Origin of the sequence: Mycobacterium sp. OTB74, from assembly GCF_029892685.1 — a bacterium.
Taxonomy (GTDB): Bacteria; Actinomycetota; Actinomycetes; order Mycobacteriales; family Mycobacteriaceae; genus Mycobacterium.
In genome coordinates this window covers 208,184-231,243 of record NZ_JARXVD010000006.1, presented here as the reverse complement: position 1 = coordinate 231,243, position 23,060 = coordinate 208,184, and the positions used below count along the sequence as shown (strand labels likewise).

At 63.9% G+C, this 23,060-nt stretch carries 26 protein-coding genes; 18 read left to right on the top strand and 8 right to left on the bottom strand.

Features of this window, described 5'->3' with window-relative positions:
- Window positions 1-183: 183 nt before the first annotated feature.
- Both M2432_RS11490 and M2432_RS11485 read left to right on the top strand, forming a co-directional pair.
- Window positions 184-585, top strand: a complete 402-nt coding sequence (locus M2432_RS11490) for a VOC family protein (RefSeq protein ID WP_280826930.1) — start codon at window positions 184-186, stop codon at window positions 583-585.
- Window positions 586-887: 302 nt separating this feature from the next.
- Window positions 888-1,940, top strand: coding sequence for a putative zinc-binding metallopeptidase (locus M2432_RS11485; RefSeq protein WP_280826929.1), 1,053 nt, complete (start codon window positions 888-890; stop codon window positions 1,938-1,940).
- 33 nt (window positions 1,941-1,973) lie between these two features.
- On the opposite strand, the gene M2432_RS11480 is transcribed toward M2432_RS11485, so the two are convergent.
- Entirely contained in the window at window positions 1,974-2,354 is a 381-nt protein-coding gene (locus M2432_RS11480; RefSeq protein ID WP_280826928.1) for a nuclear transport factor 2 family protein, read from the bottom strand.
- A gap of 71 nt (window positions 2,355-2,425) precedes the next feature.
- Here M2432_RS11480 and mug point away from each other — a divergent pair, with 71 nt between their 5' ends.
- The 5 genes from mug (at window position 2,426) to M2432_RS11455 (ending at window position 6,070) form a co-directional block, all read left to right on the top strand.
- Window positions 2,426-2,962: a G/U mismatch-specific DNA glycosylase gene (mug, locus tag M2432_RS11475; protein WP_280826927.1), complete on the top strand. Its 537-nt coding sequence runs from the start codon at window positions 2,426-2,428 to the stop codon at window positions 2,960-2,962.
- 9 nt (window positions 2,963-2,971) lie between these two features.
- Window positions 2,972-3,562, top strand: coding sequence for a TetR/AcrR family transcriptional regulator (locus M2432_RS11470; RefSeq protein ID WP_280826926.1), 591 nt, complete (start codon window positions 2,972-2,974; stop codon window positions 3,560-3,562).
- Between the two features lie 100 nt (window positions 3,563-3,662).
- On the top strand, window positions 3,663-4,376 hold the full coding sequence (locus tag M2432_RS11465) for a cysteine hydrolase (RefSeq protein ID WP_280826925.1): 714 nt from the start codon (window positions 3,663-3,665) through the stop codon (window positions 4,374-4,376).
- Between the two features lie 89 nt (window positions 4,377-4,465).
- Window positions 4,466-5,413, top strand: a complete 948-nt coding sequence (locus tag M2432_RS11460) for an aldo/keto reductase (protein ID WP_280826924.1) — start codon at window positions 4,466-4,468, stop codon at window positions 5,411-5,413.
- Window positions 5,414-5,431: 18 nt separating this feature from the next.
- Window positions 5,432-6,070, top strand: a complete 639-nt coding sequence (locus tag M2432_RS11455) for an NAD(P)H-dependent oxidoreductase (RefSeq protein ID WP_280826923.1) — start codon at window positions 5,432-5,434, stop codon at window positions 6,068-6,070.
- Window positions 6,071-6,119: 49 nt separating this feature from the next.
- Here the strand turns inward: M2432_RS11455 and M2432_RS11450 are convergent, their stop codons facing one another.
- Window positions 6,120-6,698, bottom strand: a complete 579-nt coding sequence (locus M2432_RS11450; RefSeq protein ID WP_280826922.1) for a TetR/AcrR family transcriptional regulator — start codon at window positions 6,696-6,698, stop codon at window positions 6,120-6,122.
- A 47-nt stretch (window positions 6,699-6,745) separates the two neighbouring features.
- Between M2432_RS11450 and M2432_RS11445 the strand changes: the two genes are divergently transcribed.
- Window positions 6,746-7,585 carry a phytanoyl-CoA dioxygenase family protein gene (locus tag M2432_RS11445; RefSeq protein ID WP_280826921.1) on the top strand — a complete coding sequence of 280 codons (840 nt, stop codon included), beginning with the start codon at window positions 6,746-6,748 and terminating at the stop codon, window positions 7,583-7,585.
- Window positions 7,586-7,633: 48 nt separating this feature from the next.
- Window positions 7,634-9,838, top strand: a complete 2,205-nt coding sequence (locus M2432_RS11440; RefSeq protein ID WP_280826920.1) for a molybdopterin-dependent oxidoreductase — start codon at window positions 7,634-7,636, stop codon at window positions 9,836-9,838.
- Between the two features lie 30 nt (window positions 9,839-9,868).
- Here M2432_RS11440 and M2432_RS11435 read toward each other — a convergent pair whose 3' ends face one another.
- Window positions 9,869-11,302 carry a phosphatidylglycerol lysyltransferase domain-containing protein gene (locus tag M2432_RS11435; protein ID WP_280826919.1) on the bottom strand — a complete coding sequence of 478 codons (1,434 nt, stop codon included), beginning with the start codon at window positions 11,300-11,302 and terminating at the stop codon, window positions 9,869-9,871.
- 232 nt (window positions 11,303-11,534) lie between these two features.
- Here M2432_RS11435 and M2432_RS11430 point away from each other — a divergent pair, with 232 nt between their 5' ends.
- Window positions 11,535-12,284 (top strand): rhomboid-like protein, encoded by a 750-nt coding sequence (locus M2432_RS11430; RefSeq protein WP_280826918.1) that lies wholly within the window; start codon window positions 11,535-11,537, stop codon window positions 12,282-12,284.
- A gap of 24 nt (window positions 12,285-12,308) precedes the next feature.
- Here the strand turns inward: M2432_RS11430 and M2432_RS11425 are convergent, their stop codons facing one another.
- Window positions 12,309-12,851, bottom strand: coding sequence for a TetR family transcriptional regulator (locus M2432_RS11425; protein WP_280826917.1), 543 nt, complete (start codon window positions 12,849-12,851; stop codon window positions 12,309-12,311).
- 186 nt (window positions 12,852-13,037) lie between these two features.
- On the opposite strand from M2432_RS11425, the gene M2432_RS11420 reads away from it, so the two are divergent.
- Window positions 13,038-14,249, top strand: a complete 1,212-nt coding sequence (locus M2432_RS11420; RefSeq protein WP_280826916.1) for a cytochrome P450 — start codon at window positions 13,038-13,040, stop codon at window positions 14,247-14,249.
- 26 nt (window positions 14,250-14,275) lie between these two features.
- Here the strand turns inward: M2432_RS11420 and M2432_RS11415 are convergent, their stop codons facing one another.
- Both M2432_RS11415 and M2432_RS11410 read right to left on the bottom strand, forming a co-directional pair.
- Window positions 14,276-14,542, bottom strand: a complete 267-nt coding sequence (locus M2432_RS11415) for a hypothetical protein (protein WP_280826915.1) — start codon at window positions 14,540-14,542, stop codon at window positions 14,276-14,278.
- A gap of 146 nt (window positions 14,543-14,688) precedes the next feature.
- On the bottom strand, window positions 14,689-15,381 hold the full coding sequence (locus tag M2432_RS11410; protein ID WP_280826914.1) for a guanylate cyclase: 693 nt from the start codon (window positions 15,379-15,381) through the stop codon (window positions 14,689-14,691).
- A gap of 57 nt (window positions 15,382-15,438) precedes the next feature.
- Here M2432_RS11410 and M2432_RS11405 point away from each other — a divergent pair, with 57 nt between their 5' ends.
- Entirely contained in the window at window positions 15,439-15,606 is a 168-nt protein-coding gene (locus M2432_RS11405; RefSeq protein WP_280826913.1) for a hypothetical protein, read from the top strand.
- Here M2432_RS11405 and M2432_RS11400 read toward each other — a convergent pair.
- A complete protein-coding gene (locus M2432_RS11400) occupies window positions 15,593-16,495 on the bottom strand; it encodes an alpha/beta hydrolase (RefSeq protein WP_280826912.1) in 903 nt (300 codons plus the stop codon). The two genes, M2432_RS11405 and M2432_RS11400, sit on opposite strands and share 14 nt — an antisense overlap.
- 173 nt (window positions 16,496-16,668) lie before the next feature.
- On the opposite strand from M2432_RS11400, the gene M2432_RS11395 reads away from it, so the two are divergent.
- From M2432_RS11395 to M2432_RS11385, 3 genes are read left to right on the top strand one after another with little or no spacing between them, the layout of a single operon-like run.
- Complete coding sequence (locus tag M2432_RS11395) at window positions 16,669-17,340, top strand: Mce protein (protein WP_280826911.1); 672 nt, start codon at window positions 16,669-16,671, stop codon at window positions 17,338-17,340.
- Window positions 17,337-18,035, top strand: coding sequence for a hypothetical protein (locus M2432_RS11390; protein WP_280826910.1), 699 nt, complete (start codon window positions 17,337-17,339; stop codon window positions 18,033-18,035). The genes M2432_RS11395 and M2432_RS11390 overlap by 4 nt, the downstream gene beginning before the upstream one ends.
- Window positions 18,036-18,042: 7 nt before the next feature.
- Window positions 18,043-19,293 carry a WS/DGAT domain-containing protein gene (locus M2432_RS11385; RefSeq protein ID WP_280826947.1) on the top strand — a complete coding sequence of 417 codons (1,251 nt, stop codon included), beginning with the start codon at window positions 18,043-18,045 and terminating at the stop codon, window positions 19,291-19,293.
- A gap of 6 nt (window positions 19,294-19,299) precedes the next feature.
- Here the strand turns inward: M2432_RS11385 and M2432_RS11380 are convergent, their stop codons facing one another.
- A complete protein-coding gene (locus M2432_RS11380) occupies window positions 19,300-19,899 on the bottom strand; it encodes a helix-turn-helix domain-containing protein (RefSeq protein ID WP_280826909.1) in 600 nt (199 codons plus the stop codon).
- A gap of 24 nt (window positions 19,900-19,923) precedes the next feature.
- Here M2432_RS11380 and M2432_RS11375 point away from each other — a divergent pair, with 24 nt between their 5' ends.
- The 3 genes from M2432_RS11375 (at window position 19,924) to M2432_RS11365 (ending at window position 23,043) form a co-directional block, all read left to right on the top strand.
- Window positions 19,924-20,673 carry an SDR family oxidoreductase gene (locus M2432_RS11375; protein ID WP_280826908.1) on the top strand — a complete coding sequence of 250 codons (750 nt, stop codon included), beginning with the start codon at window positions 19,924-19,926 and terminating at the stop codon, window positions 20,671-20,673.
- A gap of 22 nt (window positions 20,674-20,695) precedes the next feature.
- Window positions 20,696-21,232, top strand: a complete 537-nt coding sequence (locus M2432_RS11370; protein WP_280826907.1) for a DoxX family protein — start codon at window positions 20,696-20,698, stop codon at window positions 21,230-21,232.
- Between the two features lie 89 nt (window positions 21,233-21,321).
- Window positions 21,322-23,043, top strand: coding sequence for a DUF3556 domain-containing protein (locus M2432_RS11365; protein WP_280826906.1), 1,722 nt, complete (start codon window positions 21,322-21,324; stop codon window positions 23,041-23,043).
- Window positions 23,044-23,060 lie beyond the last annotated feature (17 nt).

The window sequence follows — 23,060 nt, the reverse complement described above, 5'->3', positions numbered from 1 at the left end:
CGAGTGTGTGAAGACGTCAGACATCTCCACTAAGCCCGGAGGTCCTCCCTTCTCACAGCCGAATCGTCAACAACGTCCCTGCCGAGTACATCTAGACCCACATGCCGCAGAATCATTCATCCCCCGCGTTCGAGCGGGGACCGCGCGGCGGTCTGGGCGCCGGTGGACGAGGGCACAGACGGTGTGTCCATTGACGCAGTCGTGGTGGCGCGTGAAAATCGCGTCGTGGGTGGCGAGCCGGACGGATGGCCGACGGTAATTCCGAGGATCATCGTCGATGATCCTCAGGCTCTGGCTGAATTCGTGCGGGATGTGTTGGGTGGTGAGGGTGAGTTGCCACCAGATCGTCCAGCGGAGATGCGGATCGGCACATCGATCGTAATGATTTCGAGCACCGGCCAGCGGCCGCCCGCCAATGCTGTGCTGTATGTGTACGTGCCAGATGTGGACATCGCATACGAACGTGCGATCGCCCGGGGCGCCACCTCGTTGGAGGTGCCAACCGTCCAGCCCTACGGCGATCGACGTGCCATGGTGCGCGACCGATGGGATAACACCTGGCAGATTGCTACCCGATCTCGGTGACTCGGGTAATCGCGACGTCGTGTTCTGGCTTCAACGTCTTGCGATGCCGAAGCTTGGAGCTGATCGCCCAGCCCCTACCATCCGCTCATGAAGTCGGGGTACCGCATCAATGGGATTCCGCATCAACGGGATTCCACATGTTCACTTGCGGACGCGTGGACCGTGCCGGCGCAAATAGTGGTGGTGGCTGGGCGCTCCGATTGCTGCCGGCAAGCCGGGTTTGGCGGTCTGGCGTACGTTTGCGGCACCTATCGAGGCACTCAACTCTGGATCTAAGACAAATCTGTTGAAGGGATCGGTCGATGCGCGATTTTCTCTGCCCGAACTGCGGGCAGCGACTGGCTTTCGAAAACTCCGTCTGCCTGTCGTGCCAGAGCAAGCTGGGCTTCTCCTTGGAACAGATGGCCTTCCTGGTGATCGCCGACGAGGACGCCGAGCAGTCAGGCATGGTGCCGGCGAGCAACTATCATCTGTGCGCGAATCTGCATGTGGCCGAATGTAATTGGCTGGTACCGCGGGACCCGACGCGGCCACTGTGCGCGTCTTGCGCGCTGACCCGTACCAGGCCCGAAGATGCGGATACGACGGCGCTCGCAGCGTTCGCCGCCGCCGAACGCGCCAAGCGTCGCCTGATTGTCGAATTGCACGAGTTGAAGCTGCCGATCGTGGGGCGTGAGGCCGACCCTGCCTACGGACTGGCCTTCGACCTGTTGTCGAGCACCCAGCAGAAGGTGCTGACCGGCCACCATGACGGAGTCATCACGCTGGATCTGGCCGAGGGTAACGACGTACACCGTGAACAGCTGCGCATCTCGATGGACGAGCCTTATCGGACTCTGCTTGGTCACTTTCGACACGAGATCGGTCATTACTACTTTTACCGACTCGTTGGACAGTCCTCCAAGTACCTTCGCGATTTCACCGACCTTTTCGGCGACCCGGACGCCGACTACCAGGCCGCGCTGGATCGGCATTATGTCCAGGGTCCTCCGCAAGACTGGCCGCACAACTACGTGTCCTCGTATTGCACCATGCATCCGGCCGAGGACTGGGCCGAGACGTTTGCGCATTACCTGCACATCCGCGACACGCTAGATACCGCGGCCGCGTTCGGCTTTGCGCCGGCTGCGGCGACCTATCAACGACGCGCGTTGGGGCCCAGCGGTTTTGACAGCATCATCGAGCTTTGGCTGCCGCTGGCATGGGCGCTGAACATGGAGAACCGCTCCATGGGCAAGGACGATCTGTACCCGTTCGTGTTGCCGCCGCCGGTGCTCGACAAGATGCGATTCATCCACACCGTAATCGACGAAATCACCTCGGCCCCGGAGAATCTCGCTTCCGTTCCGGGGTGATCCGTCCGTGTTCCCGGACGCTGTTCAGCGGCGTCACGTGATCCGTTCGACCCATTGGGCACGGGATGGTCCTGGGGTGAATGGCTCGCTGAAATACTGTGTCTCCCGCGCAATTTCACCGTCGTCGAACTCCGCGATGCTAACGACGTAATTGGGTTGCCCGTCGTAGGTCATGACGAGTTCGCTGACCCAGAGGTTGCCACTACCGACGATCCGCCGGACGGTGAAGCGCTTGGCATTTGGCTGCGCTTCGCGTGAGGCCTGAATGTTGGCGCGGCCGACGATCCGCTCGCCCGACTGCGGATATTCGAGGATCGCGTCGGATCGGTAGGCCCGATGTTCCGCATCGAAGTCGTTTTGGTCTGATGCCGCCCAATGGGCTTCGAGGACGGCCCGATGGTCGTGCTCATTCATGGCCTGACCTATTCATGTGCATGCAACAAGTCTGCGGCCGCCGTGCCGGTTCTGCGCGGTAGAACGGTCGTGTGGGCCAATATTCCCCCGACCTCCTCAGTCCCGGGTTGGACGTCATTTTCTGCGGGGTCAATCCGGCGAGCACCGCAGCCGCCGACGGACACAATTTCTCCCACCGAACCAACAGATTCTGGGAAGTGCTGTACCGCTCCGGATTTACCGACGTGCGCCTGCGACCCCAAGATGAGCGATGTCTACTGACATACGGTTGCGGCATCACTGCGGTCGTTCCGCGGTCGACGCCGCGGGCCGGCGACATTGCGCCCGCTGAATTTCGTGCAGCGAAGGAAGGTTTCGAGGAGAAAATCCGGCAGTTACGCCCACGGGCCGTTGCCTTCCTGGGAAAGCGCGCGCTCGCGACGATGTTGGCTGATCCACACATCGAGTTCGGGCTGCAGGCGGACCGCTTCGCCGGCGTGACGACATGGGTGCTGCCCAACCCCAGCGGACTCAATCGGCGGTTCACAACCGACGCGCTTGTCTCTTCGTATGCCGAGCTTCGAACAGCCATTGCTGCAACGCCCGAAAATAGTCGACCGGTCGGCTAAGATTGGGGGATGCCGCGTCCACCAAATCCGGAAGTCCGCCGTCGTCTGCTGGCTGCGGGTCTGGATCTGGTGCATGCTCACGGATTTTCTGCCAGTGGGGTCAAGGACATCACCGACGCCGCCGGTGTGCCGAAAGGGTCCTTCTACGCCTATTTCTCCAGCAAGGAAGCCTTCGCGGCGGCGATTCTCGAGCACTATTGGTCCGACATCGAGGCGCGGATACTGCCCGTGCTGGATGCGGACGGCCCGGCGCAGGAACGCATCACCCGGTTCTTTCATGCGCTTGCCGACGAGCACGAGTCCGCTGACTTCCTGCTCGGCTGTCTGGTCGGGAACATGTCCCTGGAATTGGGAGGTTCAAGTGAACCCGTCCGTGCGGAACTGACCCGCATTCTCGACCGCTGGGATGAGGCCCTTGCCGAGTGTCTGCGGGCAGGGCAGGGCGACTCCGGCGATATCCGTACCGATCTTGGACCGACTGAGTTGGCGTCCGTGCTGATCGAAGCCTGGGAGGGTGCGGCCCTGCGGGGCAAGGTGGCGCGAAATCGCGCGCCGTACGACCGCTTCGAGGCGGTCACTTTGCCGGCGCTGCTGCGCTGAGTTGAGCTATCGAACCCGAGTTGTCGGCAGCTCTTGATTTATAGACGACCGGTCATCTAATGTTGAGAAGTCAACATCCACAGATCGTGAGGGCCGCCCAATGACAGATTCGACTGGCTACGCCGAACCGTCGCATCCAGCGTTGCCGAGTTCGAACTTCGTACTCGACCATGCACATGCGGCGCTCGTCATCACCGATCCGCAGATCGATTTCCTCAGCGCCGACGGGGTGTCCTGGGCAGTGTTCGGCGAGAGCATCGTTGAACACGACACTGTTGCGCACATCGGCGAACTGCTCGATGCCGCCAAACGGGCGGGAGTCACGGTCGTTGTGTCGCCGCACTACTTCTATCCGACCGATCAACAGTGGAAGTTTGGTGATCCGCTCGAACAGTTCATGGGCGGTGTCGGCATGTTCGCGCGTACTGGCGCTTACACAACGGACGGGTTCGCCGAATCCGGTGCCGACTTCCTGCCGGCGTACCGGCACCACATCCATGACGGGCATACCGTCATCACCTCGCCGCACAAGATCGTCGGTCCCGAGTCGAATGACCTTGTGCTGCAGCTGCGCAAGCGAGGCGTGACCCAGGTGGTGCTGGCCGGGATGGCCGCCAATCTGTGTGTCGAGGGTCATCTGCGCGAACTCGTCGAGCAGGGTTTCGAGGTAGCCGTTGTCAAAGACGCCACGGCCGGCCCGCGGCTGCCCGAAGGTGACGGGTATCTGGCTGCGTTGGTGAACTTTCGGTTTCTCGCCAGCGCGGTATGGACCACCGCCGATACGGTCGCCATTCTTGAGAGGAGCCTACGGTGACCGGCGCCGCAATTCGAAAGACGTTGCCCCCGAACATTTTCAGCAGTCCAGTCGGCATCATCAAATCCACCGAAAAGGAGACCCCAACCATGACGCTTAATGACGATTTGCGGCAGCGCACATTCCCGCTGAACAACGGCAGCGGGGCGATTCCGGCTCTCGGTTTCGGCACCTCACTGTCCGACAACACCAAGACTGTGGCCGCGGTCAAGACCGCGGTCGAAGCCGGATTCCGACACCTGGACGCGGCCGAGAGGTACCGCAATGAAGCGCTGGTCGGAACGGCGCTCAAGGAGTTGTTTGCGAACGGAACGGTGCGTCGCGATGAGTTGTTCGTGACCACCAAGCTGTGGAACAACAACCATCGCCCGGAGCGGGTCAAGCCCGCATTGCAGGCCAGTCTGGGCCGGCTCGGTCTGGACGCGGTCGACCTCTACCTTGTGCACACCCCGTTCGCGTTCCAGCCCGGCGATGACCAGGACCCCCGCGATGCGCATGGGGAGGTGATCTACGACAGCGGCGTCACCTTGGGCGAAACCTGGGCTGCGATGGAGAGCCTCGTCGATGAAGGGCTCGTCGGTGCGATCGGGCTGTCCGACATCAGTGCCGAAAAGGCCCGGGAGGTCATCGATTCGGCGCGGATCAAACCTGCTGTCGTCGAAGTCGAGTCGCATCCGTATCACCCACAGTGGGAACTGCACCGGCTGTGCCAGGCCCACGGCACCATCCTGCTGGCGTTCGCATCGCTGGGTCACGCACTGGAACCCAGGCTGCTCGACGATCCGCTCATCGTTTCGATGGCGCAGCAGTTCGGCAAGACTCCGGCGCAGGTGTTGCTGGCCTGGGGAATTCAGCGCGGCAGTGCGGTTCTCACGGCATCGGTGACGCCCACGCGGATCGCCGAAAACTTTGATGTCACAGCGCTGCCGGACAGTGCGATCCAGGAAATCAATGAGCGCCTGCAAACCCGCATCCGGTTCAATTCCGTTGTCGACGGGGGAGAGCCGGGTTTTGCCGAAGTGCCTTCGGGCCGCTGACATCAAGGGATTTCGACCGTGACCAAGTTGCTATACATTCAAGGGTCCCCGCGCAAAGAGGATTCAAAGTCGATTCAGATCGCCACCGCCTATTTGGATGCGCTACATGCAGCCAATCCTGACCTGGAGATCGACAGGCTCGACCTGTGGGACACCGAACTTCCCCCGTTCGACGGCGACAAGGCAGCCGCCAAAATGAACGTCATTACCGGTGCGGCGCAAAACGGTACCGGACAGACCGCCTGGGATGAAATCGTGGCAATTGCAACGCGCTTCATGTCTGCCGACGGGTATCTCATCGCATCACCGATGTGGAACTCGGGCGTTCCCTACCGGCTCAAGCATTACATCGACCTGATTCATCAGCCCGGGATGCTCTGGAGTCTGGATCCCCAGTCCGGCTACACAGGACTGCTGAAGAACAAACACGCAACTCTGGCGCTGACGTCTGGCGTTTACGCGCAGGGTGTGGCCGAACCCGCGTTCGGGGTCGACCATCACGCCGCCTACCTGCGGATGTGGCTCAATCAAGCTGGAATACAGCAGGTCGACGAACTGCGGTTCCAGCCTTCGATGCTGACCGAGGATCCTGCCCGCGATCTGGAGAAGGCACTCGAAGATGCCGTGAAACTTGCGGCAGATCACGGGCACGTTTGACGCGAGATCTTTGCATTACGTTCTGCGACAACGTGTCGGGGTTGCAGGATCATGCTATGCCGAGCGCGGCAGCGGTCAGATGCCAAAGTCGTTCGGCAGCTTGATCCGGGTCGGCTCGTGGTGTGGCCCGAAGTTGCTGGGCGATGCTGTGCCGCAGTCCGCCGATGACGAAGGCGCCGGCGCTGGCGGCATCGATATCGGCCGGCAGCTGACCCAGTTCCTGGCCGCGGCGGATGTTGTCGGCCGCGATCTCGCTCATGGTCTGCAGGTGAACGGCCTCGAGTTCGGCGAGCTCGGGGTCGAGCGCCGCGCGGCCCAGCAGGACCGGCGCCAACGGATCGTTGAAGTGGTAGGCGACGAACCGGCGGGTGCGGTCGTGTTCGCGGACGCCCCAGTCGGCATTGGCCGGCAGAAGCGAATCAGCGATGGCATGGCGGAGCCCGTCGTAGAAGCTGTCGTAGATCGCCGCAAGCAGCCCGCTCTTGGACCCGAAGTGGTGGTAGAGCGCACCGGTACTGAGCTGTGCGCGGCGGGTGAGGGCACTGAGCTCGAGCACGCCGTTGCCCCGCACCAATTCCTCGCGGGCGGCAGTGAGAAGTTGTTGACGCCCGATCGGAGCTCGTGCCATAGTCCAGAACATAACAGAAATCAGTTATGTTTCGGCGGGAGTGGGCAATGAGTGCTGAGGTGACGTCGCTGACGGATTTGAGCGGCGATCTGGCTGGGACGTACCGCCGAACCGAAAGCAGCGGCGCCACCGTCGACCCTGCGCTTGCCGAGGCTGATCTGACTGCGATGCAGCGCGACGGGTACGTGATCCTGCCGAATCTGCTCACGCCCGCTCAGCTCGACGAGATTCGGGAAGCAGTCGCCCCACTGCTGGATCGCCACGGCCGCAACGGATTTGAAGGCCACGCAACCCAGCGTGTGTACAGCGTCCTGAACAAGACAGCGGCGTGCGACGTGATTGCCGACCACCCGCGGGTGCTGGCACTGCTGGACCGGATGTTCATGCCGAACTACCTGTTGTCGATGCTGCAGGTGATCAACATTCTGCCGGGCGAGCAGGCGCAGATGCTGCACACCGACGACAGCTTCTACCCGTTGCCGCGTCCGCGCGCCGCCCTCGGCGCGGCGACCATCTGGGCAATCGACGATTTCACCGCAGACAACGGAGCCACCGACATCATTCCTGGCAGCCACCGATGGGGTGACCAGATGCCCGAGGGCTCCGAGCGCGAACCCGTCGTGATGAGCGCCGGGTCCTGTGTGTTCTTCCCGGGCACCTTGTGGCACGGCGGCGGCGCGAACCGCTCCGACCGCCCGCGGCTGGCCGTCACCGCCCAGTACTGCGAACCGTGGTTGCGGCCGCAGGAGGCATTCACGCTGTCGATGACCCGGGACACCGTGCGCAGGGTTTCGGAAGACATTCGCCGCATGCTCGGCTACAGCATTCACCCGCCGTTCGTGGGGCAGGTCGACGGTATGCACCCGAAACGGCTGCTCGAGGCGTAAAGCCTGCCGAATTCGTAATCCAAACTGTAAATCTTTCAGTATGGTGCGATGGTGACGCCCACGACGGAACACAAGCTGACTTTCTGCCGCATCTGCGAGCCGCTGTGCGGCATGATCGCCACCGTCGAGGACGGGCGGCTGGTCGCGCTTCGGCCGGACAAGGACCACCCGCTCTCTTCGGGTTTCGCCTGCCAGAAAGGCATCGCCTTCTCTGAGGTGCACAACGACCCGGACCGGGTCACCACGCCGCTGCGTCGCACGCCGACCGGATTCGAGCCTGTCAGCTGGGACGTGGCGCTGGCAGACATCTCTTCCCGCCTGGAAATCATTCTGCGGACGTATGGTTCGGGAGCTGTCGGCTGGTACATGGGCAACCCGGCAGCCTTCAGCTACGGGCACGTGTTCGCTGCGCTGTTGTTCATCAAGGGAATTGGGCGCCACAGCCACTACTTCACGTCGTCGTCGCAAGACACCAACAGCCGGCTGATCGCCAGCCAGTTTCTCTACGGCGTGCCGACGTCCGTGCCGATACCCGATCTGAACCGGACCGATCTGCTGGTGATGATCGGCGCCAATCCGGTTGTTTCACATGGCAGTTTCCTCACCGCACCGCGCATCAAGGACCGGATGCACGATATCGTCAAGCGCGGTGGACGCGTCGTGGTCATCGACCCGCGTCGCACCGAGACGGCGGCCGCGTTCGAATGGCTGGGTATCGTCCCGGATACCGACTCCCTTCTGCTGCTGTCCCTCTTGCAGGTGATGTTCGCCGACGGCCTTGTCGATCACGCCGCCGTGAGCCGCAAAGCCGACGGAATCGACTGGCTGCGTGCGCTATCGGAGCCATTCACCCCGGAGATGACCGCCCCGCAAACCGGCGTCGATGCCGGCGCGGTCCGGGCGCTCGCACACGATCTGGTTCGCACCGAACGTGCGGCGGTCTACGGCCGGCTGGGTACCTGCATCGGACGGTCCGGCACGCTCACCACGTATCTCATCGACGCGGTCAATCTCGTTGCGGGGAACCTGGACGCACCCGGCGGTTCGGTCTTCAGTTCGATGGAGACGGTGGGCGGGCGCTGGCAGAACACCATGATGGGTTTGGTCCTGCGGCGCTCGTACCGGCGCAGCCGGTCTCGCATCGGCACCATGCCCAATGCCATCGGCACCGAACCCGCCGCACTGTTGGCCAAGGAAATCGCCACCCCGGGCGAGCGACAGCTCAGGGCGTTGTTTGTCTCAGCGGGTAATCCCGTGCTGTCGGTGCCGAATGGTCCGGAACTCGAGTCCGCGTTCGAAGACCTGGAATTATCTGTGGCGCTTGACTTCTACGTCACTGAGACCACGGCGCACTGCGACTACATCCTGCCCACCACCACCATGTACGAACGTGACGATTTCCCCTACACCTTCCAGGCATTCCAAGCCACCCCGTTCCGTCAGGCCACCGAGGCGGTGGTGGCTCCAGCAGGTGAGGCGCGGACGGAATGGGACATTGTCGAGGACCTCACGCAGCGGCTGACGCGTTCGGTGCCGGCGTTCGCAGTGCTCACCGTGATGCGAAAAGCTCTGGGATACTTCGGCATATCACTTACTCCGCGAATGTTGATGGATGCCCTGATCCGGATGTCCCAGGGCGGCGACCGGTTCGGTCTACGTCGTGGTGGCCTGACGTTGCGGCGGCTTACTGAACAGCATCCGCACGGAGTGGTTGTGGCGCAACATGTTCGGACCGGCGTCCTCCGCAATGTCGTCGGGTATCTCTCCCGACGCATCAAGCTGGCACATCCGGGGATCGCCGACGAGGTCGACAAACTCGCGCACCGGCAGCCGCCCGAGGGCTACCCGATGCGGATGATCGGCATGCGTGAGACACGTTCGGAGAACTCGTGGATGCACAACGCCCCGTTGCTGATGCGCGGCGACCGGTCGCACCGGGCGCTCATGCACCTCGACGACGCTGCGGAGCTGGCTATCGCCGATGGCGACCTGGTGCAGGTCTCGTCCCCCTACGGATCGATCACGGTGCCGGTCTCCACGACCAAGGACCTCATGGCGGGGGTCATTGCCGTGCCACATGGCTGGGGCCACAAGGGAACTGGGAACTGGCAGCTGGCCAACCGGGCAGGCGGCGCAAACGTCAACCTGCTCACCTCCAGCGCGCCGGAAGATGTCGAACAGCTCTCCGGCATGGCATGGCTGACCGGTGTGCCGGTGCGGATCGAGGCCGTCGACACATCGGGTGCGCGCTGACCGCACGCACCGAACGCCGGTGCGGCAAATTTACGGATCATCTGTTCCTTGCCATGTCTGCTCGTCGGATACGGGCGATCGGTGGCGTCCGAATTCGAGTCTGAGCAGAACCACCAGAGCGGTCGGGAGGTGCGCGAGGGGGACGAGTACATACCGGCGCTCTCTCAGGGCATGGAACTTGCGCACATAGCGGTACAGAGATTCCAACTTGATGAACCGATCGCCCGCGTGGGCCACGACACGTGCGACCCGTAGCACGATGCGATGCTGACCGTCTTTGGCGAACAAGCCTGGGAACGGTGCGAAAGCTAGCGAAACACGTTGTACCCCACGTGCTTTAGCCCACGCGACCATGTCAACGGTCAGTCGTTCATCGATTCCGTTCGGGGCACCGGTGCGCCGCCACGGAATTTCGAGACTGAGGTCTGACCCGCCCCCCGTCCCTACATAGCGGTGAAATCCCTGAGCCTGTCCGTGCCGGTCGCGCGCGATGATCAGCCACACGTCCCCGTAGTGCCCGGAAAGGGCGTCACCGAGCATCATGGAAAACCCGCGTTCGGCGCTGAGCGTCCTGCCCGACTCGCGCATGATCTCGATCAACTCGGTCCGTAATCGGCTGTCTAATTCACGTTCAGCCACGACTACGGTGGTGACTCCGGCATTGTGCGTGCGGTTGACTGCCTGGCGCAGATTGCGGTTGGTGCGTCCGGACAGACTGAAGGTGTCGGTATCGATCACAACGTCGCGTCCGACCGGCACGGCAGTCAGTCGGTGGCCAATGTCGGGCGCATCGCGCCACGCGCTCAGTTGGCGTCGCGAAGCCCCGAGGACCACGATGTGCCACCCGCGCGTCCGGCACAGCGCGCAAAACCGGGAGATCACCTGCGGGTACTTCGTGACATCACCGATCGGGTCGCCGCTGACGACGGCTAAGCCGCCGAGGGCGCGATAGGCGAGCGCGGCGGTGGAGTCGCCACTGAACACGTAACTTTTGCCGGCAGCCATGGCGAACGGCGCCAGGGGGTCGTCATGGGTGTCATCGACCAGGGATTGCACTCGGATCAGGGCGCCCGGTTCGGTCGTGGAGTTGCTCGGTCGGATCAAAACCCAACCGCTGGCGACCAGGCAGGCCGCGGCGGCGAAAGGTTGTCCGGTGTCGGCCGCAAGCAGAGCCGCCAGCGCAAAGGAGCCCGAAACCACGGCGTGAGTGCCGGTGACCGGTCGACCGCCGAGGACGGCCCGCCACACGATGGTGAGCGTGATACCTGCCGCAGCCATGTCGAACAGGACCCGAAAGCGCACAGGGCGTCCGATGTGTTGCCATACAAGCAGAAGAGACAGCCCGGCCATGGCTGTGATGGTCAGGGCGGCCCACCAAGACCGCGAACTGCCGCCGGGCGGCCCAAGGCTCGAATCCGAACCGGCAACCTCGTCTAATCTAGCGGCGTTCTCGCCTTCTGCCATCGCCGTGGACCTCTTCTATCACCGTACCCACGTAGCTGACGTGATTATGGCCGCTGCCGATGGATTACCCGGCTCAATGCCCCCACAATATGCCCCCACAATCGGTGATATTTCCGACACGAGTCACGGTGGAACGCTCGGCGGTGCATATCAGCCAAGGTCCTATGCGTCACCTTCAGGCATAGTTGGTGTAGTGCTGTCGAAGGTGATTTCTAAGGTTTCGCTGGTCCAGGTGACGATCAGCTATGCCATAGTGCTGCTCGCCTGCGAACTCACCCTGACGGGCTTGGGCCCTGGCGTCGATGACGCGGTGGTGAATGGTTTGAGCACCAACGTGTACAACATCGGACGGGGCCACGTAAGTGCCTTGATCGGCAGCATGTTTGTCACGTCCACCGGCTACATCTATGTGTGGTTGCCCGGACTGGTCTGCCTGTTGGCAGTCGCTGAGTTGTTTTGGCGCAGTCGGCGCCTGATAGTGACCTTCTGGCTCGGCCATCTTGGTGCGACGCTCGTGGTGGTGGCTGGATTGGCGCTGGCCATCGGATGTGGATGGTTACCGGCCGCCGTTGCCCGTGCCACCGACGTGGGTATCAGTTATGGGGCCTTCGCTGTGTTGGGGGCCCTCACCGCGGTGATTGTGCCCCGCTGGAGAGCCGCCTGGGTCGGCTGGTGGCTGGCAGTGGCCTTATTGGCGGCGCTGGGCACAACTGACTTCACTGACGTCGGACACTTGGTCGCACTGGTGATCGGATCGCTGCTGGCGGTTCGGCTTCCTGTTGCCGCACATTGGACGCCCGCGCGGTGCGCGCTACTGGCAGTTGGCGCTGGCTTCGGATACTTGATGTTGGCCTACTCGTTGCCGGTGATGATCACACCACTCGTTGGTCTGCTCGGCGCCGGCACTGCCCAACTGCTGGTGCAGGTGTTCGGCCGCAGGCGCAAGGAACCCGGCGAGCTCCCGGTGTCTGGCGGCGGCTGACGGGCTGTCGAGTGCGCGCTGACCTCACGCACCGAAGGCCGGTGCGACAAATTTGCGGATCATCTGTTCCTCGGTCTGATCGTCGCCGATCGGCCGCTGCGTTAGTGACAGGACCACGTGCACGATCCAGCGCGCAGCCTGCGGGTCGGTGGTTCCGGTCAGCTCGGCCGCCAGCTGGCTCAATATCGGATTGTCTTGCAGCTCAGCAAATTCCACTGAGTTGCGAGCGCCGAGCAGCAATCGCCGAAGCGGATTCACCCGGATCTGTTTCAGCGCGACGACGATCGCGGTGACAACCCGGTCCGGGCCATCGAGTCCGTCGACGGCATGCCGGACCGTGTCGATGATGCCGGTGGCCAATCGCATCAGCACCGCATCGCGAATCTGGGCTTTGCCGCCCGTGTAGCGATAGATCGTCGCCCGTGAGCAGTGCACCCGTGCCGCGAGGGTGTCAATGTCGAAGGCGTCCAACCCATCTCGGACGACAAGGTCTGTGGCTGCGGCATAGATGCGGTCGGCCGCGGCGGCACGACGATCGCCGCCGACGACCCAGTCGTCGCGAACCATAGGTCAACCTCCTGTGTTGCCCAGACCGCACTTTCTCAAAACTGAGACGAAGTGATGCAGATGTTTCAGTATCCTCGCTGATCAGCGTCCGGCGCTGAGATTTCTACTGCCCACCCCACAGATGGTCCATCGCAACTTTCTCGCGGGTCGTTGACGTGGAGCCCGTGCGAAGTTCAGCGTGGGGGAATGACAGACGGCCTTGGCCTCGCCTTGTTCGACGACGAATACATCCAGGACCCGTATCCGCTGTATGCGCAGATGCACCAGACCGGGCCGGTGCATCCCATCGGTGATTCAGGTTTCTACGCGGTGAGCAGTTGGGCAGCGGTGAACGAGGCCGTAGGCCGCACCGGCGACTTCTCGTCCAACCTGACGGCCACCATGATGTACCAACCCGGCGGCGCGGTAACCGAATTCGTGATGGGCGAACTCGGAGGCCCCACCCAGGCGCTGGCCACTGCCGACGATCCGAGCCACGCGTTACACCGCAAGTTGCTGCTTCCACAGCTGGCGGCCAAACGCATCCTGGAATTCGCGCCGTTCATCGCCGACACGGGTGCGGCGCTGTGGGATGCGAATGTCGACGGCGGTGGAATCGAATGGATGGGCGCCATCGCCAACCGACTGCCGATGCTGATCGTCGGCCGCATCATCGGCGTTCCCGACTCCGACATCGACAAGCTCATCCGCTGGGGTTACTCGGCCACGCAGGTCGTGGAAGGCCTTGTCACACAAGAACAGATGGCTGAAGCCGGAGTCTCTGTCATGGAGCTCTCCGGTTACATCAACGAGCAGTTCGCGCGGGCGGCCGCAGACCCCCAGGACAACCTGTTGGGTGATCTGGCCACCAGCTGTGCCTCCGGTGAACTGGACAACCTGGCTGCCCTGACCATGATGATCACGCTTTTCAGTGCCGGTGGTGAGTCGACCGCATCGCTCATCGGTTCGGCCGCACACATTCTGGCGACCCGACCTGATGTCCAGCAGCAGATTCGCGAGGACCCTGAGCGCCTCGGCGCCTTCTTGGAAGAGACTCTGCGTTACGAGCCGCCGTTCCGCGGGCACTACCGGCACGTTGTCACCGACACCGAATTGGGCGGCGTCGAACTTCCCGCGGGCTCACGACTGCTGCTGTTGTGGGGTGCCGCCAACCGCGATCCGTCGCACTTCGACGAACCCGGAGAGTTCCGGCTGGACCGGCCATCTGGCAAGGGGCACATCACTTTTGGCAAGGGTGTGCACTTCTGCGTCGGGGCCGCGCTGGCGCGTTTGGAGGCAAAGGTTGTGGTGGGGCAGTTGCTGGACCGGACGTCGGACATCCGGGCCGCCGAGACCGGCAGGTGGCTACCCAGCCTGCTGGTACGGCGGCTCAAACGTCTACAGCTCGAGTTGGCCTGACGTCCCGATGGCCCGTTGAGGGCTGATCAGAACGGGACGTCGATGCCGCCGGCCGATTGGTCGATCTCGTCGTGGTTGTCTGAATGCCAGCCGAAGGCGCTCGGGTCGCGGCGCTGACCTGGTGAGTTCGACACCCCTGGGTCGGTGTTGGTGCCTGCCAGCGGGGCCGATATCCCGGCGGCGAGTGCGGCCAGTGGGGTCGCCGCAACAGCAGCGAGCGGGGCCAATACCACGGCCCCGCCAATGGTGGCGGCCGCCAGCCGCGATGCAACGAGCGTGATTTTGCTTCTCATGACGTACTCCTGAAGGCCGGTGTTCCCCGAAATGGGTTATGCGTCAACGTTGGCGTGCCGGCGGACCGATGTCGTCACGGCTGACACCCACTACACGGTTCTGGACGGCCTCAGGTTCATTTGGCGGTTGACCGCCATTTGCGCCGTCAGGCGAGAACGGCGACCTCGTCGCCCAACCGGTAGCCGGCCGTCAGCGCCAGTGAATCGCCGCTCCAGAATGAGCCCGGATCGAAGTAGTTCTCCCGCTTCTCGGTGCTCATCAAACCCATCTCCTCGTAGGTGACTGCGACAGTCTCTGCACAGTAGGCGCTCTCCAGACCGGATGCCCGGCGACGGGTCTTGTGGCGTTGAGCGGACTCGCGAACCTTGCGGTCTACCAAGGGAATTCCGCGGGTGAAGTCGCTGACCACCGGTACCCGGCCGCGGAACCATCGGGCGGTCAACCGGACGGTGGTCGGGAACGCCGTACCGTCCATGCGGGCCACCACCTTCAGCAGCCGGTCCTCTTGTTCGCGAGTGGCGTACGGGGTCAGCTGCCGCAGCCAGCAGCGTTGCCCGTAGACATACACCCAGCGCTCGACGGCCTGGCGTAGATCGTTGAGTTGCACGCCGCGGTGATGACTTCCGCTCCACACGCATTCCAGCTTGTCGCCCAACTCGGCGTGCCAGATCAGCGGCGGCAGGTCGTCGATGGCGACCGTCATGCCGACATGGTTCACCGGCGCGTTGGTCAGCGTCTGGATGGTGCGATCCGGCCCTGAGGCCCCACGGAACAACCAGATATCGCCGGTCCGGGTCTCGGCCAGTGCCCGTTCCAACGTCACCGCGTCTGACTCCATCTGCGCAGCATAGGCATTCCCCGCGGCGTCGCTCGCCCCCGAAGGCAGAATCAGGGCATGCGTAGCTTATGGAAGTGGGCTGGCCTGGCAGGTGTCGCCGGGCTGGTGGCCGGTGGCGTGCTGGTCGCACGCGATCAGCGCAAGCGCAATTCCTATACCGCCGAAGACATTCGAGCCCGGCTGCATCAGCGGCTCGCCGAATCCGGTGACGCTACCGATCGATGAACTGGACGACCGCCTCGGTGAAGGCGTCGTTGTCGTCGCCGGCGGCGGTATGCCCTGCCTCGGACAGTTCGACGAACTGTGCGTGCGGCACCTTCTCCAGGAAGTCGGCCACGCCCTCGGGGCTCACCACGTCGGACAACTTGCCGCGGATCAACAGGATCGGGACCTGCAGGCTCATCACCGCCCGCTCCAACTGCTCGGTGCGAGCGAACGGGTCGTCGCCGGGAGCGGTCATGAATGCCGGGTCCCAGTGCCAGTACCAGCGGCCATCACCGATCTCAGGACGCAGTCGCAGGTTCTTCTTCAGGCCCTCGGGGCTGCGCGGCCTGGTCCGGTGCGGCAGGTACGCCGCGACGGCGCCGGCGGCCTCCTCGAGGGATGCGAAGCCGTTGACGTTGGTCATCATGAAGTCGCGGACCCGGGAGCTTCCACTCTTCTCGTAGCGCGGCACTACGTCGACCAGCACCAGTTTGGTGACGAGCTCGGGGCCGGCCTCGTGGGCGCTCAGCATGCCGGTAAGACCGCCCATGCTCGCGCCGACGAGCGCGACCGGCCGTCCGATCTGGTAGATGACCTGCAGGATGTCGGCGCACAGCGTCTCGACAGAGTAGTTCGCGGTGGGCGAGCGGTCGCTGTCCCCGTGTCCACGGCTGTCTATGGCGATGACGTGAAACCCGTGGTCGGCCAGAATTTGGCCCGTGTTCTTCCATGAGAACCGGTTCTGTCCGCCGCCGTGCAACATGAGGATGGTGGGCTTGTCGCCGGTGTCGGCCTCACGGTTCCACTCGTCGGCGACCAGCGTCAGGCCGTCGACGCCGCCGAACTGGACGGTCTCGGGGTTACCGCCGCGCGATTCGGCGCTCGCGGCGGTGCTTGACTCTGCGCTCACGGGGGTCCTCTCGTCGCCTTGGCCTCACGTTACCGATCTGCGAGAAGGTAGTTTCCACCGCACCCGGGGCGGGCATCCATTCCCGCAGAGTGGGCTCTAGACTCTGCCGACGTGCCGTCTGGGCGCGACGTGGTCGTGTGATAAGTGCTGGGCGGACGCTGAGAGGAACAGTCATGTCTGACGAACCGGAGCACGGGCGGCACAGCCTCGACGAGGCCGACGGCGGCGAGCCCGATGCCGCTGCTGAGGCGACTGCAGGGACTGAGGCGGCGGACACCGCGGAGACCGAGGCAGAGGACCTTGCAGAGATTGAGGCAGAGGGCCCTGCAGAGGCGGCCGCTGCACCGGTAAAGGAGCCCCGCGACAAGCGTGTGCTCGCGGTGATGGCGGCGGGTTTGGTTGTGGTGTTGGCGCTGGGTGGCCTGGTCGGTTGGCTCGGCTATCGCGAATACCAGATGCGAAGTGACGAGACGCTGCGCCAAAGCTATCTCGATGCCGCCCGACAGGGGGCGCTGAACCTCACCACGATCGACTACCGCCATGTCGATGCCGATGTCAAGCGGGTCCTCGATTCGTCAACCGGCGCGTTCTATGACGACTTTCAAAGGCGCGCAGCGTCATTCAGTGACGTGGTGAAGCAGATGCAGTCAGCCGCGGTGGGCAAGGTGACCGAGGCTGGGGTGGAAAAGGCAACAGTCAGCGAGGGGTCGGTGCTGGTGGCGGTGACGGTGCATACCGATGTCGGTAATGGGCCGCCGCAGCCGGACCGGGCCTGGCGAATCCGTCTGGGCATGCAGAAGGCGGGGGACAGCGTGAAGGTGTCGAAGGTGGAGTTCGTCCAATGAGCAAGCACGAGGAGGATTCCGCCCCCGATGAGTCCACGGCTGTCGAGCTGACCGAATCGGCTGGCGAGGAGGCAAGCGAAGCGTCCCATCGGAAGCGTGAGACCGAGCCTGAGTCCGAGTCCGCGACCAAGTCGGAGACCGGACCGGAGACCGAGGCCAAAGCCGACTCCGAAACCGATGTTGAAACCGTTGCACCCCCCCAAGGGAAAACGTCGGGGATCGAGTGGGCGCGGGTCACCGCGTTCGGGATCCTGCCGGGCCTTGCGGTACTGCTGGTCGCGGCGGCGTTGTTCCTGTGGTATCTCAACCGCACGCACGCCGACGAAGCCACCCGTAACGAGGTGGTCAAGGTTGCCAAGGACGGTGCCGCTGCGCTCCTGAGCTATCAGCCCGAGACCGTTCGTCAGCAGCTCACCGAGGCGAGCAAGCTGCTGACCGCGCCGTTCCACGACGATTACACCAACCTGACTCAGACCGTCATTCCCGGCGCCGAGCAGCGGCACATCACCGCGGTGACGACCGTTCCGGCGGCAGCAGCAGTGTCTGTTTCGGCGAATCACGCGGTGGTGCTGGCGTTTATCAACCAGACCGTGACGGTCGGCGATCAACCGCCCACCGACACCCCCACCAGCGTGCGGGTGACATTGGAGCGGTTGGGCGGAAAGTGGCTGATCTCCAAATTCGAAACGGTGTGACGGCCGTATCGCGGTGACCCGGTTGGCAGCGGTCGACGCCCAGAACTTCTGGATGTCGGCGAAGATCCCCAACGACCAGTTCCTGCTGTACGGGTTCTCCGGTGTGCCGGGCGATGTGCGCGACGCACTGTCTGCAGTGCGACAGCGCGCGCTGGACTGCCCGGAGTTGTCGGTGCGTATCGACGAGTCGGACGCGCTCCGATACCCCGCATGGGCGCACTGCAGTCCGGCCGACGAGGCATTCGTGGTGCACCAGGCCGAAGCCTGGGCTGAGTGTTTGGCCCTGGTGCAGGCGTTAAGTGACCGGCAGTTGGATCCGCGTGAGCGGCCGTGGCGGGTTCATGTGTTCGCCGGCGTATCGGGCATTCCCGGTGCGAATAGACCGGGAACCGTTGTGATGGTACAGATTTCGCATGCACTCGGGGACGGGATCCGGTCGTCGGCGCTGGCCGCCCGGCTGCTCGGTCGGGACGTGGCGGTCCCGGCCGTGGTTCCCCGCCGATTGGGTGGGTGGGCGCTGCCGTATCTGGCACTGCGGGCCAGTCGGGCCCACCGTCAGCTGGTACGCGATACCGAGTCGGGAGTTGTTGCTGCGCCAGGCGATTCCTTCCCTCTGCAGCCGACCAATGCGAGGCCGGATGCACCGCACCGACTTCGCACCATCGTGCGCCGCCGCTCACAGCTGCCCGGACCAAGCGTGACCGTCGGCGTGCTGGCGGCGGTGTCGGGCGCACTGGCAGTAGAACTCGACGGTCCGACCGTGCTGGGCGCAGAGGTACCGATGGCAAAAACCGGCGTGCGCCATGCCAACAACCACTTCGGCAACGTCAGCGTCGGATTGCACCCGAACGTGCCCTTCGTGGAGCGGGCGGGCCGGATCGCAGCAGAACTGGCAGCTCGGCGTCAGCGCTTCGAGCATCCCGCCACAGCCGCCTCTGACGCCGCGTTCGCGGCGACACCGGCGCCATTGCTCCGTTGGGGTACAGCACAATTCGATCCGTCGGTGCGGTCCACGACCGTCGGTGGGAACACCGTGGTGTCCAGCGTCAATCGGGGGCCGGCCGATCTTCGTTTCGGCGACTGTGCGGTGGTCGTGACGTCCGGGTTCCCCGCGCTCTCGCCCATGATGGGTCTGACCCACGGGGTGCACGGCATTGGCGACACCGTCACGATCAGCGTGCACGCCGCGGCATCCGCGGTGCCAGACCTGGATCGGTACGTAGCCCGCCTGACTGCCGAACTGGACAACCCGCACTGAGGTGGATCAGTTGTGCAGCGCGGCGATGCCGAGATCGAGCGCCGACTCCAGATAGCTGATATCGCCGGTGGATAACAGCACGACCACGCCGCCCTGGATTCCAGCCAGCAGCGCCGATGCCGTGCGGTCGGCGTCGATGCCGTCGGCGATCTTCCCCTGACGCTGCATGTCCCGGATGCCATCTGCGATCTCGGCGCGCCATGTGTTGATGAGTTGGACACTGACCGCCTGAGCACCCGGGGTGGTGCGGCCGATCTCGGACATCAGCACGCTCATCGGGCAGTTCTGGCCCTGCCTGCGGTAACGCTCGACCACCGCGTCGCGCCAACGCTGCCAGGCGGCCCACGAGGTCAGTGCGCCCAGATACGGCTGCTGGTCGGAAAGAACCTGGTCGGCTTCATGGACAGCCACCGCAAGCAGCAGTTGCTCCTTGCCTTCCGGGAAATAGTGGAAGAGTTGGCTTTTCGAAGTCCCGGTAGCGGCGCGGATGTCATCGAGGGTGGTGGCGGTCACGCCGCGAGCTCGAATCTCGGCCGCCGCGCCTTCGACGATACGCAGTCGGGTGGCGGCGCCTTTGGCCGTCAGTTTTTGGACTTGCAGGTCCATTTTTATCGGCCTACATATGGACTCATGAGTCCAAACACTACGCGGCTGCAGGGCCGCAGAGCACTGATTACCGGGTCCACCGGAGGTCTCGGCGTGGCCATCGCACACACGCTGGCCGCGGAGGGCGCCCACGTCATCGTCACCGGTCGCGACGCCGAGCGCGGAGCGGCGGTCGTCGCGGCCATCCGGGGGACGGGAGGGGTGGCCGAGTTCGTCGCCGCAGACCTGGGCGCAGGCGCTCAGGAGGTCGCCCACCTGGTCGCGGCCGCCGGGCCGGTCGACATCCTGATCAACAACGCCGCCCTGTGGTCCACACCGGTACCGTCTGCCGGCATCTCCGAATCGGTGCTGCTGGAGTCTTATCGCACCAATGTGGTGGCGCCGTTCCTGCTTACCGGCGCCTTGGCGCCGGCGATGGCGGCGCGCGGCGGTGGCGCGGTGGTCAACATCGGATCGATCACGGGGTTCATCGGCGCGGACCAGTCGGCGCTGTACAACTCGACCAAGGCCGCCGTGCACTCGTTGACCAAATCGTGGGCGGCCGAATACGGAGCGTCGGGAGTTCGGGTCAATGCGGTGGCGCCGGGACCGATCGCCACCGAGCGCGCACTGGAAGCGGCTGACCATGTCGCCCCGGTCTTGGCGCGGATCCCGTCGCGCCGGATGAGCACGCCGGAGGAAGTCGCGTCCGCGGTGGTCTTCCTGGCCTCCGACGACGCCGCCAACATTCACGGCGCAATACTTTCTGTGGACGGGGGCTGGGCAGCGACTTAACACATGGCCTAGATTTCGTAGCGTGCATCACTACCACGCAGCCCACTCGGCATTCGACTTTTCGATTCTGCTGCTCCGCGTCGTGCTCGGCCTGACCATGGCTGCGCACGGCTACAACAAGTTCTTCGGCGGCGGCCGGATTCCTGGCACCGCCGGCTGGTTCGACAGCATCGGCATGAAGCCGGGCAAGCTGAACGCCGTCCTGGCCGCATCCACCGAACTTCTGGCCGGCCTCGGTTTGGCTCTGGGCCTGCTGACGCCGATCCCGGCGGCCGGTTTCGTCGCGCTGATGCTGGTGGCCGCGTGGACCGTGCACCGGGCCAACGGCTTCTTCATCGTGAAGTCGGGCTGGGAGTACAACCTGGTGCTGGCCGTCGCGGCGGTGGCCATCGCCGGAACCGGCGCTGGCCGGTACAGCCTGGACTACGCGCTGTTCCACTGCTCGAGCTTCAGCCACTACTTGTACGGCTGGTGCGGGCTGGGTATTGCGGTGGTGCTGGGGCTGGCCGGCGGCATCGGCCAGCTGCTGATCTTCTTCCGCCCGCCCGCCAAGTCCTGACGTGATTTGGGCGCGTTTCGTCTCGCTGAGCGATACGTACCGCGCTCAAATCGCTCTGTGAAGTTAGAACACGTTCTAATCTGACCGGTATGGGCTTTCTCAGGCAGGACACTCCGGTGATCGACTTCGACGAGTGGAGTAAGGGCACCCGCGCGGAGAAGATCATTCCGATGGCTCGGCACTGGGCCGAGGTCGGCTTCGGGACGCCGGTGGCGCTGCACCTGTTCTACGTGGTCAAGATCGGCCTGTACGTCCTGGGTGGCTGGCTTATCGCCTTGTCCACCAAGGGAATCGACGGGTTCACCAATGTCGCGCACTGGTACGCCGAGCCCGTCGTATTCGAGAAGGTCGTGCTCTACACCATGCTGTTCGAGGTGGTGGGTCTCGGCTGCGGGTTCGGGCCGCTGAACAATCGGTTCTTCCCGCCGATGGGCTCGATCCTGTACTGGCTGCGGCCGAAGACCATTCGTCTGCCACCGTGGCCCAACCGGGTGCCGCTGACCCGTGGCGATGCCCGCGGACCGGTCGACGTACTGCTGTACGGCGCGCTGCTGGTGCTGCTTCTCAATGCGATCTTTTCTGATGGCACCGGCCCGGTCCTGCCCGGCGCGCAGGTCGGGGTGCTGCCGATGTGGCAGATCTGGGCCATTTTGGGAGTGCTTGCGGTCCTGGGTCTGAGAGACAAGGTGATCTTCCTGGCCGCCCGCGGCGAGGTGTACGGAACGTTCACCGTTGCCTTCCTGTTCGCCGGTTACGGCGTCGACCTGATCATCGCGGCCAAGCTCGTGTGCATGGTGATCTGGCTAGGCGCGGCCACCTCAAAGCTCAACCGGCACTTCCCGTTCGTCATCTCGACCATGATGAGCAACAACCCGGTGCTGCGGCCCAAGTTCATCAAACGCGCGTTCTTCGAAAAGTACCCCGAGGACCTGCGCCCGGGTTGGCCCTCGCGGCTCATGGCTCACTTCTCCACGGCGGTCGAAGGTTTGGTGCCACTGGCCCTGTTCTTCAGCCATGGTGGTTGGCCGACGTACATCGCCGCGTTCGTCATGCTGTGCTTCCACTTCGGCATCCTGTCGTCCATTCCCATGGGTGTACCGCTGGAGTGGAACGTCTTCATGATGTTCTGTGTGATGGCGCTGTTCGTCGGACACGCGTCGGTCGGTCTGGGTGACCTGACCTCGCCGTGGCCGGTGATCCTGTTCGCTGTTGTCGCGGGCACGGTGGTGATCGGAAACCTGTTCCCGCGCAAGGTTTCCTTCCTGCCCGGTATGCGTTACTACGCGGGCAACTGGGATACCTCACTGTGGTGCATCAAGCCGTCGGCGGACGCGAAGATCGCAGAGGGCATCGTCGCCATTGCGAGCATGCCGGCCGCGCAGCTGGAGAAGTTCTACGGCAGCAAGGAAGCCGCGCAGATTCCGATGTACATGGGATATGCGTTCCGCGCGTTCAACACTCACGGCCGTGCGTTGTTCACCCTGGCGCACCGGGCGATGGCCGGGCAGAACGAGGATGACTACACCCTGACCGACGGTGAGCGGATCGTCTCTACAGCCATCGGCTGGAACTTCGGCGACGGCCATATGTCCAATGAGCAGTTGGTGGCGGCGCTGCAGTCCCGGTGTCACTTCGAGCCGGGGGAGGTGCGCATCGTCATGCTCGACGCACAGCCGATCCATCGGCAGACCCAGCAGTACCGGTTGGTCGACGCGGCGACAGGGGAATTCGAGCGAGGCTATGTGCGGGTGGCTGACATGGTGAACCGGCAGCCGTGGGCTGACGACCTTCCGGTCTACGGCGTGCAGTGAAACGCTGACGTCGCGTC